Source organism: Streptomyces sp. NPDC001880 (assembly GCF_053594575.1).
In genome coordinates this window covers 18,129-35,796 of the sequence record NZ_JBSFET010000065.1, presented here as the reverse complement: position 1 = coordinate 35,796, position 17,668 = coordinate 18,129, and the positions used below count along the sequence as shown (strand labels likewise).

At 67.7% G+C, this 17,668-nt stretch carries 16 protein-coding genes and 2 pseudogenes; 7 read left to right on the top strand and 11 right to left on the bottom strand.

The features are described 5' to 3' along the window. Nucleotides 1-133: 133 nt before the first annotated feature. The 5 genes from ACWCQ6_RS26870 to ACWCQ6_RS26850 form a co-directional block, all read right to left on the bottom strand. On the bottom strand, nt 134-751 hold the full coding sequence (locus ACWCQ6_RS26870) for a hypothetical protein (RefSeq protein WP_451093367.1): 618 nt from the start codon (nt 749-751) through the stop codon (nt 134-136). Between the two features lie 470 nt (nt 752-1,221). Further along, nucleotides 1,222-2,472 carry an NAD(P)/FAD-dependent oxidoreductase gene (locus ACWCQ6_RS26865; protein ID WP_451093365.1) on the bottom strand — a complete coding sequence of 417 codons (1,251 nt, stop codon included), beginning with the start codon at nt 2,470-2,472 and terminating at the stop codon, nt 1,222-1,224. Continuing rightward, nucleotides 2,469-3,905 (bottom strand): FAD-dependent oxidoreductase, encoded by a 1,437-nt coding sequence (locus tag ACWCQ6_RS26860; protein WP_451093363.1) that lies wholly within the window; start codon nt 3,903-3,905, stop codon nt 2,469-2,471. Before ACWCQ6_RS26860 ends, ACWCQ6_RS26865 begins: the two co-directional genes overlap by 4 nt. Next, complete coding sequence (locus ACWCQ6_RS26855) at nt 3,902-5,335, bottom strand: FGGY family carbohydrate kinase (RefSeq protein WP_451093361.1); 1,434 nt, start codon at nt 5,333-5,335, stop codon at nt 3,902-3,904. The genes ACWCQ6_RS26860 and ACWCQ6_RS26855 overlap by 4 nt, the downstream gene beginning before the upstream one ends. Further along, nucleotides 5,332-6,819 carry an APC family permease gene (locus ACWCQ6_RS26850; protein ID WP_451093359.1) on the bottom strand — a complete coding sequence of 496 codons (1,488 nt, stop codon included), beginning with the start codon at nt 6,817-6,819 and terminating at the stop codon, nt 5,332-5,334. Before ACWCQ6_RS26850 ends, ACWCQ6_RS26855 begins: the two co-directional genes overlap by 4 nt. A gap of 453 nt (nt 6,820-7,272) precedes the next feature. On the opposite strand from ACWCQ6_RS26850, the gene ACWCQ6_RS26845 reads away from it, so the two are divergent. The 5 genes from ACWCQ6_RS26845 to ACWCQ6_RS26825 all read left to right on the top strand — a co-directional run bounded on the left by ACWCQ6_RS26845 (nt 7,273) and on the right by ACWCQ6_RS26825 (nt 10,462). Continuing rightward, entirely contained in the window at nt 7,273-8,034 is a 762-nt protein-coding gene (locus tag ACWCQ6_RS26845) for a DeoR/GlpR family DNA-binding transcription regulator (RefSeq protein WP_451093357.1), read from the top strand. 562 nt (nt 8,035-8,596) lie between these two features. Further along, nucleotides 8,597-8,902, top strand: coding sequence for a RidA family protein (locus tag ACWCQ6_RS26840; RefSeq protein WP_451093355.1), 306 nt, complete (start codon nt 8,597-8,599; stop codon nt 8,900-8,902). After that, on the top strand, nt 8,899-9,555 hold the full coding sequence (locus ACWCQ6_RS26835; RefSeq protein ID WP_451093353.1) for an HAD family hydrolase: 657 nt from the start codon (nt 8,899-8,901) through the stop codon (nt 9,553-9,555). The genes ACWCQ6_RS26840 and ACWCQ6_RS26835 overlap by 4 nt, the downstream gene beginning before the upstream one ends. Nucleotides 9,556-9,723: 168 nt before the next feature. After that, nucleotides 9,724-10,065 (top strand): YciI family protein, encoded by a 342-nt coding sequence (locus ACWCQ6_RS26830; protein ID WP_451093351.1) that lies wholly within the window; start codon nt 9,724-9,726, stop codon nt 10,063-10,065. An 88-nt stretch (nt 10,066-10,153) separates the two neighbouring features. Then, nucleotides 10,154-10,462 carry a hypothetical protein gene (locus ACWCQ6_RS26825; RefSeq protein WP_451093349.1) on the top strand — a complete coding sequence of 103 codons (309 nt, stop codon included), beginning with the start codon at nt 10,154-10,156 and terminating at the stop codon, nt 10,460-10,462. Between the two features lie 782 nt (nt 10,463-11,244). On the opposite strand, the gene ACWCQ6_RS26820 is transcribed toward ACWCQ6_RS26825, so the two are convergent. The 4 genes and pseudogenes from ACWCQ6_RS26820 to ACWCQ6_RS26805 all read right to left on the bottom strand — a co-directional run bounded on the left by ACWCQ6_RS26820 (nt 11,245) and on the right by ACWCQ6_RS26805 (nt 14,130). After that, entirely contained in the window at nt 11,245-12,120 is an 876-nt protein-coding gene (locus ACWCQ6_RS26820) for an aminoglycoside phosphotransferase family protein (protein ID WP_451093371.1), read from the bottom strand. Between the two features lie 33 nt (nt 12,121-12,153). After that, nucleotides 12,154-12,300, bottom strand: a pseudogene (locus tag ACWCQ6_RS26815) (transcriptional regulator); the annotation flags it as partial. A gap of 124 nt (nt 12,301-12,424) precedes the next feature. Further along, complete coding sequence (locus tag ACWCQ6_RS26810) at nt 12,425-12,760, bottom strand: hypothetical protein (RefSeq protein ID WP_451093347.1); 336 nt, start codon at nt 12,758-12,760, stop codon at nt 12,425-12,427. A 515-nt stretch (nt 12,761-13,275) separates the two neighbouring features. Beyond that, on the bottom strand, nt 13,276-14,130 hold the full coding sequence (locus ACWCQ6_RS26805) for a caspase family protein (protein ID WP_451093345.1): 855 nt from the start codon (nt 14,128-14,130) through the stop codon (nt 13,276-13,278). Nucleotides 14,131-14,343: 213 nt separating this feature from the next. On the opposite strand from ACWCQ6_RS26805, the gene ACWCQ6_RS26800 reads away from it, so the two are divergent. Beyond that, a complete protein-coding gene (locus tag ACWCQ6_RS26800) occupies nt 14,344-15,222 on the top strand; it encodes a DNA/RNA non-specific endonuclease (RefSeq protein ID WP_451093343.1) in 879 nt (292 codons plus the stop codon). 162 nt (nt 15,223-15,384) lie between these two features. On the opposite strand, the pseudogene ACWCQ6_RS26795 reads toward ACWCQ6_RS26800, so the two are convergent. Next, a pseudogene (locus tag ACWCQ6_RS26795) lies at nt 15,385-15,591 on the bottom strand (IS1380 family transposase); the annotation flags it as partial. 387 nt (nt 15,592-15,978) lie between these two features. Between ACWCQ6_RS26795 and ACWCQ6_RS26790 the strand changes: the two are divergent. After that, complete coding sequence (locus ACWCQ6_RS26790; RefSeq protein ID WP_451093341.1) at nt 15,979-16,998, top strand: carbon-nitrogen hydrolase family protein; 1,020 nt, start codon at nt 15,979-15,981, stop codon at nt 16,996-16,998. A 251-nt stretch (nt 16,999-17,249) separates the two neighbouring features. Here ACWCQ6_RS26790 and ACWCQ6_RS26785 read toward each other — a convergent pair whose 3' ends face one another. Next, entirely contained in the window at nt 17,250-17,537 is a 288-nt protein-coding gene (locus tag ACWCQ6_RS26785; RefSeq protein ID WP_451093339.1) for a hypothetical protein, read from the bottom strand. Between the last annotated feature and the right edge of the window lie 131 nt (nt 17,538-17,668).

Sequence of the window (17,668 nt, the reverse complement as noted above, 5' to 3'; positions counted from 1 at the left end):
GGCCTTCGTGCTGAGTTTGTGTGTTCCTTGGTCGGATCACATCCTCAGCCGAAGGCCGCCCGCACGTGCGGCAGTTACCACTCCGAGTGATCAAGTACGAGGAGCCGTTCGGACCCCGAGGTTAAAGATCAAGTTAGCCGTGCCGGGTGAAGACTTCGCGGACGCCGGGCAGGTCCGCTTCCTTCTCCTTCTCGTCCTCGTATGAACCGTCCTCGTCCCGGATCGCCACGACGGTCTCCGGGGTGAAGTCCTGGCCGAAGCGGTAGACGTCCAGGCAGTAGTCGAAGCCGGACTCGCCGAAGAGGTCCGCGTCCTCGCGGCGGCAGTACTCCGCCAAGCCGTCGGACACGTGCCAGCGCGTGCCGTCGTACCAGAAGACACCGCCTGCGTAGTGAATCGTCCGGCCCGTCGCGGCGTCCGTGAGGTTCAGCGACTCGTAGTTCTCGGGACGGTCGCGGACCAGGGAAACGAGGGACGCGGGGACGCCCTCGTAGAAGGACTCCTGGAGGGCGAAATCCTCCTCGGCGTACAGATTCAGCGCCGACTCGTGGTCGAATGTCAGCAGCAGCACGCGGCCGTCCTGCGCGAAGTACCAGACCGCAGACTGGCCGCCGCCGTCGTTCCAGGCCAGACGGCGTGCGCCGGTCACCGTCACCGGTTCGACCTCGGCAAGTTCGTCCATGATGGCCGCGCGGCGCCGCACTTCCGGGAGGGGTGTCGCTGCCAGGGCATCCCACATCGCGTTACTCATTCCCGCAGGGTATCCACCACCTACGACAAGGCCGTCACCAACTACCACGCCGCCCTCCACGTCGCCGCCATCGCCATCTGGTCAGCAAGGTGATCCAGAAGAAACGCCCGGCACCGCCGAGGATGTCGAACTGCGCACGGTGCTCGGCGCTGGCGGCAGTTCCTCGGCGGCGCGGCCACCGGTCCCGAGGGTCCGGCTCCGCCGTTCCGGGCCCGAACCGAGAAGGAGCCCTCTCATACGACGTCTCACCGCCGTAGCCGGCATCCTGGCCACCTCCGGGCCCTGGTCCTGGGGATGACCGCCCCGGCCTATGCCGCCACGGCGACCTCGCCAACGCCACCGGATGGCATGTCATCAACCCCACAAGGTCGCCGACAAGCCTGCGCCCCTCCGGATGAATTTCGTAGGCGGCCTGAAGGCGCTACGAGTCTGCGGCGGTGGCCACCACCGCAGACTCGTAGCGCGACAGGCTACATAGTGATGTGGACGGGGCCTCCGGTGCGGGAGATCCCGTCGAGGACCGAGGACGGGATGCGGAAGACCCGGCCGGGGGCCGCAGGCCAGGCGATGGTGCGGCAGGTGACGGCGCGGCCGTCCTGGCGGACCGTCACCTTGGGGAAACGGACGAACTCGTCCGTCCAGAGCAGGAGCCGGTCACGGGCCGGAGCCGGATCGCCCGGGCGGAGGATCTGCGGTGCGATCCAGCGGAACGGGGCGTCGGCGATCAGGCGGACCCCCTCGGTCGGCTTGCTCCTTCCGTCCAGGTGGTTGATGACCTGCTGGGCAACGTGCTTGCCGTCGAGGGCGGCCACGTCGGCGGTGTCGACGGGGTGGAGCATGTTGCCGACGGCGAAGACTCCGGGTCGGCTGGTGCGCAACGCGGTGTCCGTGAGGGGGCCGAGGGTGCGTTCGTCGAGGGTGATGCCTGCGGAACGCACGAGTTCGTGGTCGGGGATCCAGTCGCCGGTGAAGACGACGGTGTCGCATTCGACGGTTCGGCGCTTGCCCGTGTCGAGGTGCTCGATCTCGACAGCCTCGCAGCGGCCCTTGCCCAGGACCTGGGTGACACGGCTGCGGGTGGCGACGGGAACGCGGAGAAGCGTGCGGCCGACCGTGTTGAAGGCGCCGTAGGACTCTGCCTTCGGGTACTTGCTGATCATGAGCGCGGGGGTGCAGCCGGCCTCGCGGAGGGTCATGGCCGCGGACCAGCTGACCAGTTCGCCACCGACGATGACGGCCCGCTTGCCGACGGGCTGATGGTGGAGGTGGACAAGATTTTGGAGTTGTCCGGTGGTGTAGACCCCGTGGGGGCGGTCTCCAGGGATGCGGCGTGCGGTGCGGGGCCGTTCGCGGGCGCCGGTCGCCAGGACGATGGCCCGGGCACGTACCTGATAGCGGCCCTCGGGGCTGGTGACGTCGACGGTGTGGAGGTCGGACCAGCCGGTGACCATGGTGCTGGTGCGGATCTCCGCTCCGGACCGTGTGGCCCGGTCGGTCAAGTGACGGGCGTAGGCGGGACCGGTCATCACACGGTGCAGGTCCCGCAGGCCGTATCCGGTGTGGTCGCTGTGCCGGGGAATGCCGCCGGCCTGCTTCTCCCGGTCGACGACCAGGACCCGCCCGGCACCGCGGTCGACGAGTTCGGCGGCTGCGGTGAGCCCTGCGGGGCCGCCTCCGATGATGAGAACATCGGGCTCGATGAGGGGCAGTTGGTGGGTCATCGGTTGTCCTTGTGCTGGTTGCAGCAGCCGCCGTCGGTCTGGTGCTGGGTGCGCAGGGCGGCGACTGCCGCGCCGCAGAAGAAGCCCTGGCAGCGGCCGTTCATGGCCCGGGTGCGTCGGCGCAGCCCTTCCAGACTGCGCGCGGGCACCGATGCGTGGCAGGCGTCCCGGATCTCGCCCTCGGTGACCCGTTCGCAGAAGCAGACGATGGTGCCGTACGCGGTGTCCTCGGCGATGAGGTCGGCGTCCTGGTAGGGGCGTGTGGTGGCTTCGCCGATGTTCGGCATCCGGGGCGGGGCAGGCAGGTCGCTGCGGCTGCGGAGCCCGAGACCGGTTTCCGCCAGGAGCCCGCTGACGTGCTCGGCGATGGCGATGCCGGCTGTCAGGCCGGTGGAGCGGATGCCACCCACAAGGAGGTACCGCTGTTCGGCGGTGGCTTCGATGAGGTAGTCGTCGCGGTCGATCGCGGCGCGCAGTCCGGCGTAGCTGGCGGTGACCTCCTCGGTGAGCAGGCTCGGCATGAGCCGTGCACCCTTACTGAGGAGGAAGTCGTAGCCGTCCTCGGACGTGGCGGTGTTGGTGCGGTCGGTGAGGTCCTCGGCGGTGGGGCCGAGCATGACGTTGCCGTAGATCGTCGGGGAGATGAGCACGCCCTTGCCTCGGGAGGAGGGCACCGGCAGGACGATCTTGCCGACCTTGGGCCGTGCCAGTTTGTCGAACACGAACAGCTCGCCACGTCGGGGGGTGACGGTGAAGCGGTCGTGGCCGAAGAACTGGTCGATCGTGTCGGCGCCGAGTCCTGCCGCGTTGACGACCCAGCGGGCTCGCACGTCGCTCTGGCCGGTGTGCAGGGTCGTCACCTCGTCGCCCACGTCGACGCCGGTCACGGCGTGTTCGAGCAGGATCGTCGTCCCGCGTTGTTTGGCGTCCGTGGCCAGGGCGAGGTTGGTGGTCCAGGTGCAGATGATGGACTCGTCGGGAACGGTAAGGCCGCCGAGCACGCCCTCGCCGAGATCGGGCAGGACTCGGTACACCTCGTCCGCGTCGACGATGCGGCAGTGCTCGTATCCGTTGGCCTCAGCCTTTTCCTTCAGGGCGGGCAGGGCGTCGAGCTCTTCCTGGTTCCAGGCCACCAGCACTGCGCCGGTGTGCTCGACGGGGATTCCGGTGGCCTTGGCGTAATCGCTCAGCAGGTGGTAGCCGCGAGCCACGAGCCGGGACTCCAAGGTGCCCGGTTTCGCGTCGAAGCCCGTGTGCAGGATGGCGGTGTTGGCCTTGCTGGTTCCGTCTCCGACGTCGTCGCGGGCTTCGAGCAGCGCCACGGAGACGTCGTGGCCCGACAGTGCGCGTGCGATGGCCGAGCCGACAATGCCTCCTCCGATCACCGCGATGTCGAAGACTTCGGGGTGAGGACGGTAGGGGGTGGGGGTCATGAGTGGTCTCCCTTGGTGGCACACGCCGCTGCGGCCTGCGCCCATGTGATGCGGAACTCCTGGGCCCGGTCCTCGGACCAGCGGGGTTCGTAGACGGCCGCCGGCTGCCAGTCGCCGACGGCCTCTTCGAGGCTGACGGCGGGGTCGAGAGCGCAGCGGGCGAGCGCGGCGGCGCCGAGAGGGGTGGCGTGCGCGTTGGGGTAGATGTCGACGGGGAGCTGGGCGATGTCGGCCTGGGCCTGCATGAGAGCGGCGGAGTTGGTCAGTCCGCCGTCGGCGCGCAGCCGCTTCAGGGGCCGGTCGAGGTCGCGGCCGACGAGGGCCGTCAGCTCGGTGACCTGGGCGGCTATGCCCTGGAGCACGGCCAGGATGAGGTGCTCGCGGCGGGTGGCCAGCGTCAGGCCGGTGATGGAGGCCGTGGCCTCGGAAGCCCACCACGGAGCGGCGAGTCCGGCGAACGCCGGGACGCACATGACGCCCTCGCTGTCCTCCGCGACCAGCGCGTCGAGGTCGGTGGCGGACCGAAGAAGACCGAGGTCCTGCAACCAGCGCACGGCCGAGGCCACGGTGTAGACCTGCCCGTCCACGCAGTACAGGGTCTGTCCCGCGGCCTGCCAGGCCACCGATGTCGTCAGGCCCGCGCCGGAGCGTACGGGGTCCGGTCCCGTGTTCGCCAGCAGGAACGCACCTGTGCCGTATGTGCACTTGGCCGTGCCTTGCTCCAGGCATGCCTCGGCGACCAGAGCGGCCTGCTGGTCGACGATCAGGCCGGCCACCGGCGTCTCCGGCCCGAAGGCACGCGTGGTGCCGACGATCTCGTCGCTGCCGACGATGCGCGGCAGCCGCTCGTCGCCTAGGGAGAACAGATCGGCGAGATGCCCGTCCCACGCGGCGCCGTCCAGGTCGAAGATCAGAGAACGGCTGGCGGTGGAGGCGTCGGTGACGAACTCGCCCGTCAGGTGGTGAACGAGCCAGGTGTCGGTGGTGGTCACCACCCCGTCACGGGTGAGGTTGCGGCGCAGCCACGCCATCTTGGGCGCGGAGAAATAGGGGTCGAGAACGAGACCGGTGCGCTGCGCGATGGCCTCGCGGTGCTCGGCCAGCTCGGCACAGATGCTCTCCGCGCGGCTGTCCTGCCAGACGATCGCCGGAGACAGCGGCGTTCCCGTGGCTTCGTCCCAGGCCAGGACGGTCTCTCCCTGGTTGGCCAGGGCCACGCCGTCGATGGGCCGGTTGGCCATGCTCACGGCCCGTCGGCCGGCAACGAGGACGGAATCGAGCAGTTCGTGCGGATTCTGTTCGACACCTCCGCCGGGCAGGTAGGTGGGGCGTACGGTCTCCTCGGCTATCGCGACCGTTCCGTCCTCGGCGTCGACGACGATGGCTTTGGTGCCCGAGGTGCCTTGGTCGATGGCGAGGATCGTGGTCATCGCAGGGCCCCTTCCGTGTCGACCGCGGAGGCAGCGGTGGCGTTGTCCAGGGCGCGGTCGACATCGGCCATGTCCGGCATGGTCAGGGCGGCGCGGCCGCGCCGGACGAGGAGCGCCGCCAGGTAGACGGCGCCGATCCCGCACAGCACCAGGACGTAGGCCCAGGGGCCGCGGAAGGAAGCGTCCCGGAAGATGAGCAGCTCGTACACCAGCCAGACTGCGGCGAGAAGCAGGACCGGGACCTCCCACCGCCCCAGGGAGAAGCCGCGCGACGGCGGCAGGGAGGAGCGCTTGGCCGCGTACATCGCGACCGTGCCGGCGTAGATGACGGCGGGCAGCAGGGTAGCGGCGGAGAACAGCTGGAACAGGGCGTCGGTGGAACGGGAGAAGACCGCGAGGACGATCTGCGCGATGAGCATCATGAACACAGTGGCGTTCAGCGGCGTCGCCGTCCGGGGGTGGATACGCTTGAGCAGGCGCCATCCGGGGAAGCGCTCGTCCCTGGACATGGCGTAGACCAGGCGGGTTCCGCTGAGGGTGATCACCAGTCCGCAGGAGAAGATCGAGACCACGACAAGGACCAGGAGGGCCTTGCCCACCACGGACCCGAGCACCGCGGTGATCACGGTGGCCACCGGGGTGGCCGACTCGGCGGCACCGTCGACCTGACCGACGGCGGCGGTCACGGCGACCAGGAAGAGGAAGCCGAGAACACCCAGGGACAGGACGGCCTGGACCATCGCCTTGGGGATGACGCGAGCGGGGTCCTTGGTCTCCTCCGCCAGGTTTGCCGCAGACTCGAATCCGACGATGGTGAACGCGCCGAGCAGGAACGCCAGGGCGAAGGGGCCGGCATGGGTTGCGTCGCCCAGGCCGTAGTAGCCACTCTCCGGAACCGTCCCGGTGTCGAACAGGTTGGCGAAATCGAGCTTGCCGGTGAAGTAGCCCACCGCGAACAGCAGCACCGTCAGTGCAATCATGCCGATGAGCTGTGCCGTCACCGCCGCACTGTTGACCTTGTGCGTGATACGCGTGGACGCTGCGACCAGCAAGGCCTGCAGCAGCACCACGCCGGCCGTGATGACCCAGGCGTTCTGTGTCGTTCCGACGTACTGGAACAGCTCCGGGAGAATCGTGGAGGCGATCGTGTAGTCCACGGCGACCACAACAACCCCGAGGAAGGCGAACGAGATCCAGCCCATGATCCAGCCCCACACGGGTCCGACGATCCGCGACACCCACTGGTAGGAATAGCCGCTGATCGGGATGCGCGCCGCCAGCGCTCCGAAGACGAGGGCAATGCAGAGCTGACCGATCACGGAGATCGGCCAGGCCCAGATGCCGCGCGGGCCCGAGGTGGCGAGCACCGAGCCGTAGGCCGTGAAGATGCCTGTCGCGATCGACACGAACCCGAACGCCACGGAGAACGACGCGTACCAGCCCAGCTCCCGCGCCATCACCTGTTTCGGCTCGCTCTGCTGCACCTCAGCCGTTCTTGGCGCCTGAGCACCTGCTTCTGATTTGGCCATGACCTCGTTCCCTGCTTCAGAGTGCCCCGCCGTAGCCGCGGAAGCCAGTAGGTGGTGGAAGAACCGAATGCGATCGGCATCAAGGCGCGCCCCCACAGGGATGCGCTTGAGCCTGTCCGTGGGGACGGCTGCAAGGGCACGCGATCGCGCCACCTCGACGCCTGTCAACAGTGCCCTCGTGACCGTTTGTGTGGACTATTGACTGCTGAGAGTGTGGACCCTTGCCCGTTTGCCGTCAAGGGGTCACACTCCCGGCCTTGTGAACCACTGCCGATCAGCTAACAGAAATCGCTCTGAGCTGCAGAGAAAAACGAACTTTGAGGCCACCGACGGCGCGTTCTGGACATCACCTGAGCCCTAGAATGCAGTCAGGGTTCCACAGAAACAGTCAATCAGAGAGGGTCGGACGTGCTAGCAGCCGAGCGTCACCGCAGGATCGTCGCCGAGATCGCTCGGCTCAGATTCATCACGACGGACGACCTGACCAGCCTGCTCAACGTCTCCCACGAGACGATCCGCAGGGACCTGGCTCTTCTGGAGCGCCGCGGCGAGCTGGCACGCGTCCACGGAGGGGCCACCGCCGTCCAGTCACCCGTCGGGGAGGAGGCATCCTTCAATGAGCGCAGGAGCGCTTTCCTCGCCGAGAAGCAGGCCATCGGCCGAGCCGCAGCAGCCCTGATCGAACCCAACCAGACGGTCGTCATCGATGTCGGCACCACGGCCCTGGAAGTGGCCCGCGCCCTGCCCGCCGACCACGTCGGCGTCATCGCCACCCCCTCCCTGCTCGTGGCCGCCGAAGTGAGCTCCCGCCCGCACGTCGAGGTCCTGGTCAGCGGCGGGCGGCTGCGCGGAGGCGATCTGGCCTGCTCCAACGCTCAGACCGTCGAGTTCTTCGACAACCTGCGTGCGGACGCGGTCTTCCTGGGCTCCGGGGGCATCGCCTCCTACGGCCTGACCGACTTCCACCTCGACGAAGTAGCGACGAAGCGCACCATGCTGGCCAACGCGTCCCACCGCTACGTACTCGCAGATTCCAGCAAGTTGGGACGCACGGCCGCCCACCGCGTCTGTGAACTCGACGGCTTCGACACCCTCATCACCGACAGACCCTGCCCGGACGACCTGAGCGACGCCCTCGGCGCGGCGGGCGACGAGATCGTCGTGGCCTGAAGATCGTCGCGGCCTGAAGGCAGGACGGCCAACCGCTTCCTTCGGCGTCGGCAGATCCCTCTCACCTCGGGCGTGGTGGGCCCCAACCTCCCGAGGAGCAGCGTGAGAATCCAGCCGTTCCACCGCGGCCGTCCAGACGATCCATCGACGCCCCCGCCTGGACCTCCTCTTGACTCCCTCCGGCCACCACATCCACAATCACAGACAGAAGCAGTCAACTTTCCACATGTTCGGGCAATCGGAGCGGCGGCACATCATGGCAGGATCGAGACGCCGCAACCAGCCGTCCACGGCCGGACGAACCACTGCAGCCGCCCCGTGTGCGATTGTGGCCGACTCGCCGGCCCGGGCCTCCGCTTCACCCTGGCCTTCACTCGCACCGAAAGCCCGGACAGGTGAAGCCCGCCGCCGCAGCACTCGCCCGAGCCGGCCGTCCGCAGCGGTCGGCCGTGCAGCCGTGTTTGCCCGCAGCATCCTGTCGAGCGAACCGGCATCCCCGCCCGCTCCGTACAACACGGTCCGGCCAGATGGCTCCGGCTCTCCACCGAAAACGAGGGAACACATGTCCCGGCGCGGGAACACCTCCTCGGGTTCCTCCCGCGAGCCTGTGCTCGGGTACCCCCGGGCCGTCCGAGTCGGGAGCCATGCCTTCGTCGCCGGCACGACGGCCGGGCCCGCCGAAGGTGCCGACACAGCAGCGCGTGCGCGCGAGATCTTCGGCCGTGCCGGCTCCGGCTCCGACTCGGTGAGCGCTGTCCACGGCGAGGTCTTCCGCGACATCTTCCCTGTCACGACGGCCGTCGAGGTGGGCACGCTCGTTGCCGCATGCCTTCTCGTCGAGATGAAAGCCGACGCCGTCCCGCAGTGAACCCGGCCAAGAACATCACCTCGATCTTCGACCTTGACGGCGTCCTGACCAGCGAGGACACGATGTCGTCACTGGTCACAGCCCGTCTTGCAGCTCATCCTCTCCGGTTCCTCGCTGCGATCCCACCGTTCTTGCTCGCCTCGGCAGCACCGCCCGACGGCGCGCTGAAGCCCGCGATGAACCGGGCGATCGTAGCCTTGGCGCTGCGCGGAATGACCTGCGGCCAGTACAAGGAGCTGGCAACCGTGACGGGCCGGACCATGGCAGCCCGGACAGCGATCAAGCAGGCCGTGACACGGTGCCGGTACGCCCGCACTCTCGGTCCGACAGTCGTGGCGACAGCCTCGGAAGAGAACCTCGCGCGTGCGTTTCTGGACGGCGTCGGGTTGCACGGCATCCCCCTGGCCGCTTCCCGGCTCGACTTCACCCCACGAGGGCCTCGACTCGTCGCGCACAACGTGGGCGAAGCAAAGGTCGGTGCCGTCCGATCGCTGGGGTTCGCCCCGGAGGGCGCGGTCCTGTACACCGACTCGGCCAGCGACATCCCGCTCGCCCGCATCGCCCGCCGGACCGTCACCGTCAACGCCGCCCGTCACTCGATCGCGAAGCTCACCAGCGCTTCCGCAGACATCTCTCATGAGCGCTGGCGCTGAGGCGGCACGCTGTCCCAGCTGTCCCTTTCCTTCCGGCGGATCGGAGTGAGGGTTCTCCAACCTCACTCCGACGTGTGGTGAAGAACGAGAACCGCCAATCTGATGCGCAGCGCGACGGCGTCAGTCAGGATGGGTCCGCTCCCCGGAAAGCGAAGAAGGAGTTCAGCGGTGACGAAGTACCTCATCTCGTTCCCCAGTGCCGCCATGGTCTTGCCCGACGAGGATCTGCAGGCCGTCTCGGATGCGGCGCACGCGGTCGTGAAGGAGGCGAAAGACGCCGGCGTCTGGGTGTTCGGTGGCGGCATCGACGAGAGCGTGCCGCCTGTCATGGTCGGTGGCGACGGGACTGTGACCGAGGGCACCTACGATCAGACGAAGCAGATCGAAGGCGGCTACGCGGTGCTGGAGCTGGCCTCCCGCGAGGCGGCGTTGGAGTGGGCAGCGAAGATCGCGGTCGCCTGCCGATGCGCGCAGGAGGTGCGCGCGTTTCAGTACGACCCCGACAGCTGACCGGCAATTGCCTCCACCGACGGAGCGGGCAGATCGGGCTCAAGCCATCCGAGCGAGCCGCCGCTTCATCGTCCGGCGGTGTTGGCGGATGCGGGTTTCGCCGAGCTCGCCCGCAGCGCGCCACCATCGGTACGACAGCAGCGCGAACACGACGGCGCCCGCGCTGTTCAGCAGAACGTCGTCGATCGATGCGACTCTGCCCAACCCCAGCCCGAGCTGCAGCTCGGGTTCGACGGTCCGCCACACCGTCTTCCATGACGTCCCCTATCGCCGGGCGATCGCCGCGATCGTGGCGCGCTCACGACTCAGCTGCCCGATCGCCCAACCGAACGCCCTGTTCATGATCGACTCGCACGGGGCCACCAAGGAGGGAACCTGCTCCACGAACGTCTTCTAAACGCCGCCCGGCTCGATGTACCGCCACACGTGTTGCCGCCAGATCACTCCGCAAGTGCCTGGCCGAAGCCAACAAGGAAATCGAGGGCCGGCTCCACCGGCGGGCACCCGTGGTCCTGGCCGTCCACGAAGCGCATCTCCTGTGCGCCCAGGCACTCCAGGACGTCGAAGGGCTGTGGAAAGTGCCTTCACCCGCCCGTCCGCCCAACCGTCGTCCTCCTAGGCGGTGCCCGCCTCACCGCCCTGCTGCGGCGCCACCCCGCAATCGACGGGCTCAACTCCCTGGTCTATGCCCGCCATCAGACATGAGAGCGCGCAGCATGGAGACTGAGCACAGGCCCGCTGTCGCCACTTGCACGCGGGCGCATCGAGGAGGTGCTCGGCATCCCAGCCTCGGAGAGCGATCGCTCCGAGGGCCTCTCGAAGGCCTACCGGCTGCACCAGAGGAACAGCAGCGAAGGCCCGGCCCGGCCAGCCCCAGGCGGCTTACCCAGCCTTCGTCTCCGCCGCAGGCTCCACGGCCACGGACGGGACCCTGTCCTCGACGGTCGCCCTGATGTACGGGTTCAGTTCCTGCCGCGCGCTGTGTTCGTGCTGAGGAGCGAGCCGGAGGTGGTAGCAGGTGATGACCGGCAGCAGGCAGGCCAACCACGCAGCGCCCGTAGGTACTCGACGCACGTTCCTGCGTGCCCTCACCCACGGCCATGCGCTTCAACTCCACTCCGTGCAGCGCGGGTTCATGGCAGCGCTTGCCGCGCACACTCCGCTGCTGCCCAGGTGTTCTCACCGGGTCAACGCGAGCAGTTCATCGATCACCGGCCCGTCACCACCGTTACCGAGATGGGCGATGGCCGCGAACGGGGCGATCACCTGGCTCCAGGCGTGGAGCCGGTCGCCATCGAGCCCGCACGCCGCCGCCACGCGATCGCAGCGGGTCTCGACACCCTCCAGCCCGGCGCCGGCCACGACGTAGTCCACAGCGTCGAAGCACGGATCACCCACACATGCCTTCGGATCGATGGCCATCAGACCGCGCTCCGCGCCGCCGTCGAGCACGTTGCCCAGGTGCAGGTCACCGTGGAGCAACACGGTGGTCGCTTCCGTGTCCAGCAGCCGCTCACACCGCCGGATGGCCCTGCTCCACGCAGTGACATCGATACGTGCACCGATCGCAGGCTCGGACAGCCGCCTACCGACACGAGCGAAGGCCTCCTCGCACCGGCCGCGCAGCACACGCGGCGGCCGCGGAGGCGGAGCGACCCCGTGCAACGCGGCAAGCAGATCCGACCACTGCCCGGTAAGCGAAGCAGCAGGCATGTCCTCCGCCGGCGTTCCGGGCACAATCTCTTCCAACACCATTGCGCCCGCGTCCTCATCGACGGCCAGCACAGCGGGCACCCGGCCCGAGGCAGCGAACCACCCCAACATTCCGACCTGCTCGACCAAAAGGGCCCGATCCGGACTGAGCTTCAGCACCGCAGGCGTGCCGTCAGGCCATTGGCACCGCAACGCGACCGACGAAGCACCATCCGGGAGAGATTCACCGAGGGAAAGGTTCCAACGGGACGTCAACCGTGCAATCAGGTTCGGCGTGTCAGCGCACCATTCGGCAACCTGTGGACCGAATCGACGAACCAGCCGCGTAGTTACACTGTCCACATCCACCAATAGTCGTTTCATACGGGCCAGTCTGGCATCGTCCAGGCGCTGGTGGTCACCGGATGCCCAGGCCTCGACGCTGCGGTCCCAGCGGCGGACGTTCATCGTGCGGTACTCCACCAGCCGTCGAAAAGGCCGCGGTACCTGCGACTGGTTGAGCGGGTGGATCTCCACCCGCGTACAGCCCGGTCGCCCCGCCTCCGCGTGCGGCAGCCGTCCGTGCGGACCGATCCGCTGTCCCCACGAGGCATCCAATCCCGCACAGTCACCGCGACCGCACTGACGCGGGGCCCCGCACAGCCGCTCACGACCAGCTCAGGAACACCGAGTGCAAGTCCAGCCCCTCGTCGGCGAGATCGGCCGCCGTTCCTCCCCGTGTGGCCGACACCACCCGGAAGTCGGGCGCATCGTACCCATAGTCGGGGTCCTGCTCGGCATTGGGTCGGTGGACGGAGACGATGAACTTCGTCCCGTCGGGCGACATCAGCATCCCCTCTGCGACGGTGCCGTCCTGCGGGCCGACCACGCTGATCGGGGCGCCTGCGGCGCGGCTGGTGCGGGCGCTCACGGTCCGGAACGAACCGGACGACGTGCGGCACAGCACCCGGTCGTCACCGACCCAGCGACGACGCCGGTGCATCCGCTGAGCAGCACGGCACCGCGCGCCGACGTCCTGCTGAGCAGCCCCGAGGAGTTCCAGGTGCCGAAGACGGTGCCGAAAACTTTGGGTGCGATCGCCGTGAGCCGGTGGCCGTCCGACGCGAGGTGCACCATTTTCGCCGACGCGCGCGCTTGCCCGTGACAGTCAGGGGCAGGTCGTTCCCCGCGGCAGGGCCCTCGTCCGGCAGGTGGTGGTCGCCCTCGGCGGACCGGGAACCGATCCTCTTCCGGCCGTCCGGGTCCATGCACGTGAACCACACACTGCGCCCGTCCGGCGGCATCACCGCGTTCTGCTCGTCGTCGCCCGCGGCACCGCTCACTGGCGCGTGATGCGCGCCCCGGGCACCGAGGCCCGGGGGCCGGCGCCCACACGCGATCCGAACTGGGACGCTCCCCGGCAGAGAGCTGCAGCAGGACCGCCGACCGCGAGGCGCGCACCGCCCCACGCGGACGACACCACAACAGGAGAGGGCGCCGCACGTGCATTTCCTGCCCTCAGACGGTAAACGGCGTTTGGCGAAGGAACCGGTTATTGGTCCGACCGGTGACGAAGAGATTCGGGCTCTGGGTGGCCGGCATCCGCTTGAGGATCGCACGGTGGAACGCATTGTATCCGCCTGTGAATCCACCGCCGTTCCAGACCTCGAGCAGCACTGCGGTAAACAGGCCGTTGCGCAGGCCGTCAGCCGCCAGCTGATTATCCTGGCAGGCTGAGATGAGCAGTGTGGTCGCGCCGAGCTCACGGTAATCTTTGGCGTTCAGCTTGCGCTGGATGTTGTCGAAGAACTCCTTGTCTCGCTCGTACATTTCAACCTGCTTGTCCAGGGGCATGAGTCTGGACGTGGTCTCGACCTGATCAGGGTCGGTGGTCTGGAACTGCTTTTCCATGGCTTCAGGAGTGAGGATTTCCCGCACCCTGATGCCGCTGCCGCTGTGGCAGCAGTCGAGGAGACAGAGGATCCGAACACCCTCGGCGAATTCGCCGAACTCCCTGTACAGCTCGTCGTCAATGTACTCCCGATCGAAGAAGCACATGGTTTCGTCAAGCCGGTCCGGCTCATCCTCGGGCCCATTGAGGTCGGGTACCTGCCCACCATGCCCCGAGTAGGTGAATAGAAGGAAATCGCCGGACGTAAGAAGTCTTGCCGCTTTGCGTAGCTCAGTGGTGATGGCGTCGACCGTTGCCTGAGCGCTGAGAAGCATGACACGATCTTGGATCCCGGCTGCCTTGGCGAGCTGGTCCATGTCTCGCGCGTCGTTCTCACAGGCGACAAGCGTGCCGTCCCAACCGTTGTACTTTGTGGGATCGACCTTGTTGAGACCGATGTGAATGGACATTCCCTGAGCCATGGAGAAACTTCCTTCTGTGTGGAATGGGTGCGATCCGAGGAGTACGAGCAAGAGCGCATCGGCGGCACGAAGCCGGCGAGGAGATGCACCCCCTGATTCCCGATCCTGATCGTAACCACCCCATTTACGCATAGCTCACCAGTTCTTCCACTTGGGTGATTTCGCTGCACATGTTGGTGTAGGAACTCGGTGCTGCACGGTACGTAGAAGGACATGACGCCCTCCCCTGATCCCACACCGGCCACCGAGGCTGTGACGCGTGACTCCTTGGCGAATCGCAAGGGATACGACGAGCGATTTCTCGGACCGACTGTGCCGTTGCCCCGGCCTACTGATCCGAACATCGAAACGGTGGTCCTGCCGTACACACACTTCAGCGTGGTGTTTCGTCCTGACCGCCGACTGGCCACCTCAACGGCTGTCACGATCGACGGTGTGAGGTTGATCGACTCACCGCGCGACGACAACTGGCAGTTCGACCCGCGCCTTCCAGAAAGTCAGCAGGCGGGGCATGCGATCTACAAGAACAACCCGCTGGACAAAGGGCACCTCGTCCGCCGGCTCGATCCGGTATGGGGCGTGGGCAACGAGGCGACCACGGCCAACAGCGACACGTTCCACTACACGAACGCCGCTCCGCAGATGGACATCTTCAACCAGGGCAAGGAGTTGTGGCTGGGACTGGAGAACTTCCTGCTCGATCACGCCGAGCAGTTCGACCGGAAGCTCTCGGTGTTCACCGGGCCGGTGCTCGAAGGCACTGACCCGCCGTATCGGGGCATCAAGGTACCCCTCCGCTTCTGGAAGGTCGCTGCGTTCATGCAGGACGGTGACCTGGCGTCCACCGCGTACGTCCTGGATCAAAGCCCCGACCTGACCCGCGATGCTGCGGCCCGTGCACTGGCCGAAGCTGCGAGAGCTGGAGACCCTCCGCCGCTGGGTGCCTTCCGTACCTTCCAGGTACCGGTGGCTGACGTCGCGGAGATTACGGGTCTCGACTTGGGTCCCCTGCCAGATGCTGACCGCCTGCCTCCCGTCCGCGCGGGTAAGCGCTGGAGGCAGCTGGAAAGCCTCGATGACGTCGTCGTCTAAGCCTCGATCCGCCGACGTGGTCTGGAAGTGATCTTCTGACGGGTTTCTGAGCCGGTTTTGGGTCGGCCGATGGGCATGGGCGTGCTGCATCCGCTGGCCTGCCCAGCTTTTCCACGGTTTTGGTTCCGGTCGGGCCCTCGCGGGCGGGGTGGGCAGAGACTGTCAGGCGGGTTCGGGTGGGCGGTGGACGGTGTCGAACAGGTGCGTCCAGGCTTTTTGCCAGCGCCAGTTGCGCGGAAGGTGCAGGGTGACGCGCCGTGCGGAGCGGGCGATCCGGGCCGGAACCTGGACCAGGTGGGCGCGGAGGGTGGCGGTGGTGGCCTTGGCGTGGAAGGCGGAGGCCAGGGCGCCGGTGGCCCGCAGCAGGTTCGCAAAACAGCCGGACTCTGGCCGGCCCCGCCCGCGTGGTGCTCGGACGTGTGCTGGGCAGTGTCCTTGCGGATCTACGTGCGCAGCGTCTCCTCGGTGATCCCGAGCTCCGCGGCCACCGCTGCGTACGTGCGTTTACCGCCGGCTGCCCGGTACAGGGCGAAAGCGTCCAGTATGCCGGTGGTACACCGGTCTCAAACTCCAGCTCTCATGGCAGGAGTTGACATGTCTTGTCCGAACCGGTCAGCGTAGGCACGCGTTGCCGCGAACGATGGCAGGCTTCTTCGTGACCGGATCACCCACTCATCCGCATCCGGACCGCGCGCCCCGGACACCGCCGACGGTCTGTTCCTGCCGGTGCGCTCCACTTCTGAGGAGGACTCCGACATGTCATCTCCCACTTCCACGAAACGAACTGTCGCGGCGGTGCACGCCGCTCCTGTGTTCATGGACACCGAGGCAACCGTCGGCAAGGTCATCCACTTCATCGAACAGGCCGGCCGGGAGGACATCGACCTGCTGGTGTTTCCCGAGACCTTCGTGCCCGGTTACCCGTACTGGATCGAGGCCTACGCCCCGCTGGACCAGCAGGGCGCCAACGCCGCATACGCCGAGGCGTCCGTCGAGGTGCCCGGTCCGCAGATCGCCCGGGTCCAAGCCGCTTGTGACCGCGCCGGGGTCGGCGCCGTTCTCGGTGTCAGCGAACGGCTCGCGGGGACCCGCACGTGTTTCAACAGCCAGGTCTTCATCGAACCCGACGGCACCCTTCTCGGAGTTCACCGCAAGCTCCAGCCCACCTACGCCGAACGGATCGTGTGGGCTCAGGGCGGTGGCGCCACCCTCAGCGTCTTCGACAGCACTCTGGGCCGGATCGGCGGTCTGGCCTGCTGGGAACACACCATGAACCTGGCCCGGCAGTCCCTGATCACTCAGGGCCAGCAGATCCACGCAGCAGCATGGCCCGGCCTGTCCACCATGACCGGCTTCGAGACCGTCGCCGACGTCCAGATCGACGCCATGATGAAGACCCACGCCCTCACGGCTCAGGCGTTCGTCATCTCCGCCGGAAACCCGGTGGACGAGACGTGCCTGCAGTGGATGGAGTCCACCGTCGGACCGCAGAAGCACATCACTGCGGGCGGCGGCTGGTCGGCCGTGATCCACCCCTTCAACCAGTACCTCGCCGGCCCGCACACCGGCCTCGAGGAGAAGCTCGTCACCGCCGAGATCGACCTCGCCGACATCAACGCCGTCAAGGTCTGGGTCGACTCCCGCGGCCACTACGCGCGACCGGAGATCCTCGGTCTACGGGTCGACCGACGCCCGCTCTGGCATGACGAAGGACACCGTGAATGGCCTGCCGCCCCGAGCGACGGCACCGCCGCCCCGGCGGCCGAAACGGCCTGAGCAGACGGCATCGGGTCGCCGGTGGTGATGCGGGGGTCGATCTGGAGTCGTGGCGGGCGGTGGGGAGGGATGCAGTGATCTTCCCGGAGGTGGCGGTTCTGGCGGACGCGTTACCGGATCCGGCGGTGGCTCAGCCGGAATGGGCGGGTAGCGGAGTGAGCGCGGTGGCCGTTGCCTGCGGATGGGGCGTTCTGCCTTCGCCTCGGGGAGCGGGTGGGGCGGGACTGGTCGGTGCCGCCGGTGACGGTCGATTACGGCGGTCCGCTGATCGCGTGGGTGGGGACCTCATCCGTCTGCGCCGCCATCCTGAGGGCCTGCCCGGTCCGTTCGTACGAATCGACGAGAACCTGTGGCGGGTGCGGCAGAAACACCAACCCGCCACGATGGATGCGCAGTTGCGGGATCTGGGCAAGGAACGCGCGTCGCCCTGCTCGGGGACCACGCGGCGCTCGGTGGTGCCGGCCGAGCAGCGAGCGCTGATCACGGCCCTGGTCGACGAAGCCGGGGAGCAGCCGGCCCAGCTGCGCGGTGCCCAGCACGCGACGATCAAGCGCGCTGTCCTGAACAAGGTCGGCACCATCATGAGCCACTGGCACGGCGGCCGCTCACGGCATCGCAACGTTGACCGCTGCGCCACATGCGATTGCGATATCAGCCATTGCGGTGCAGG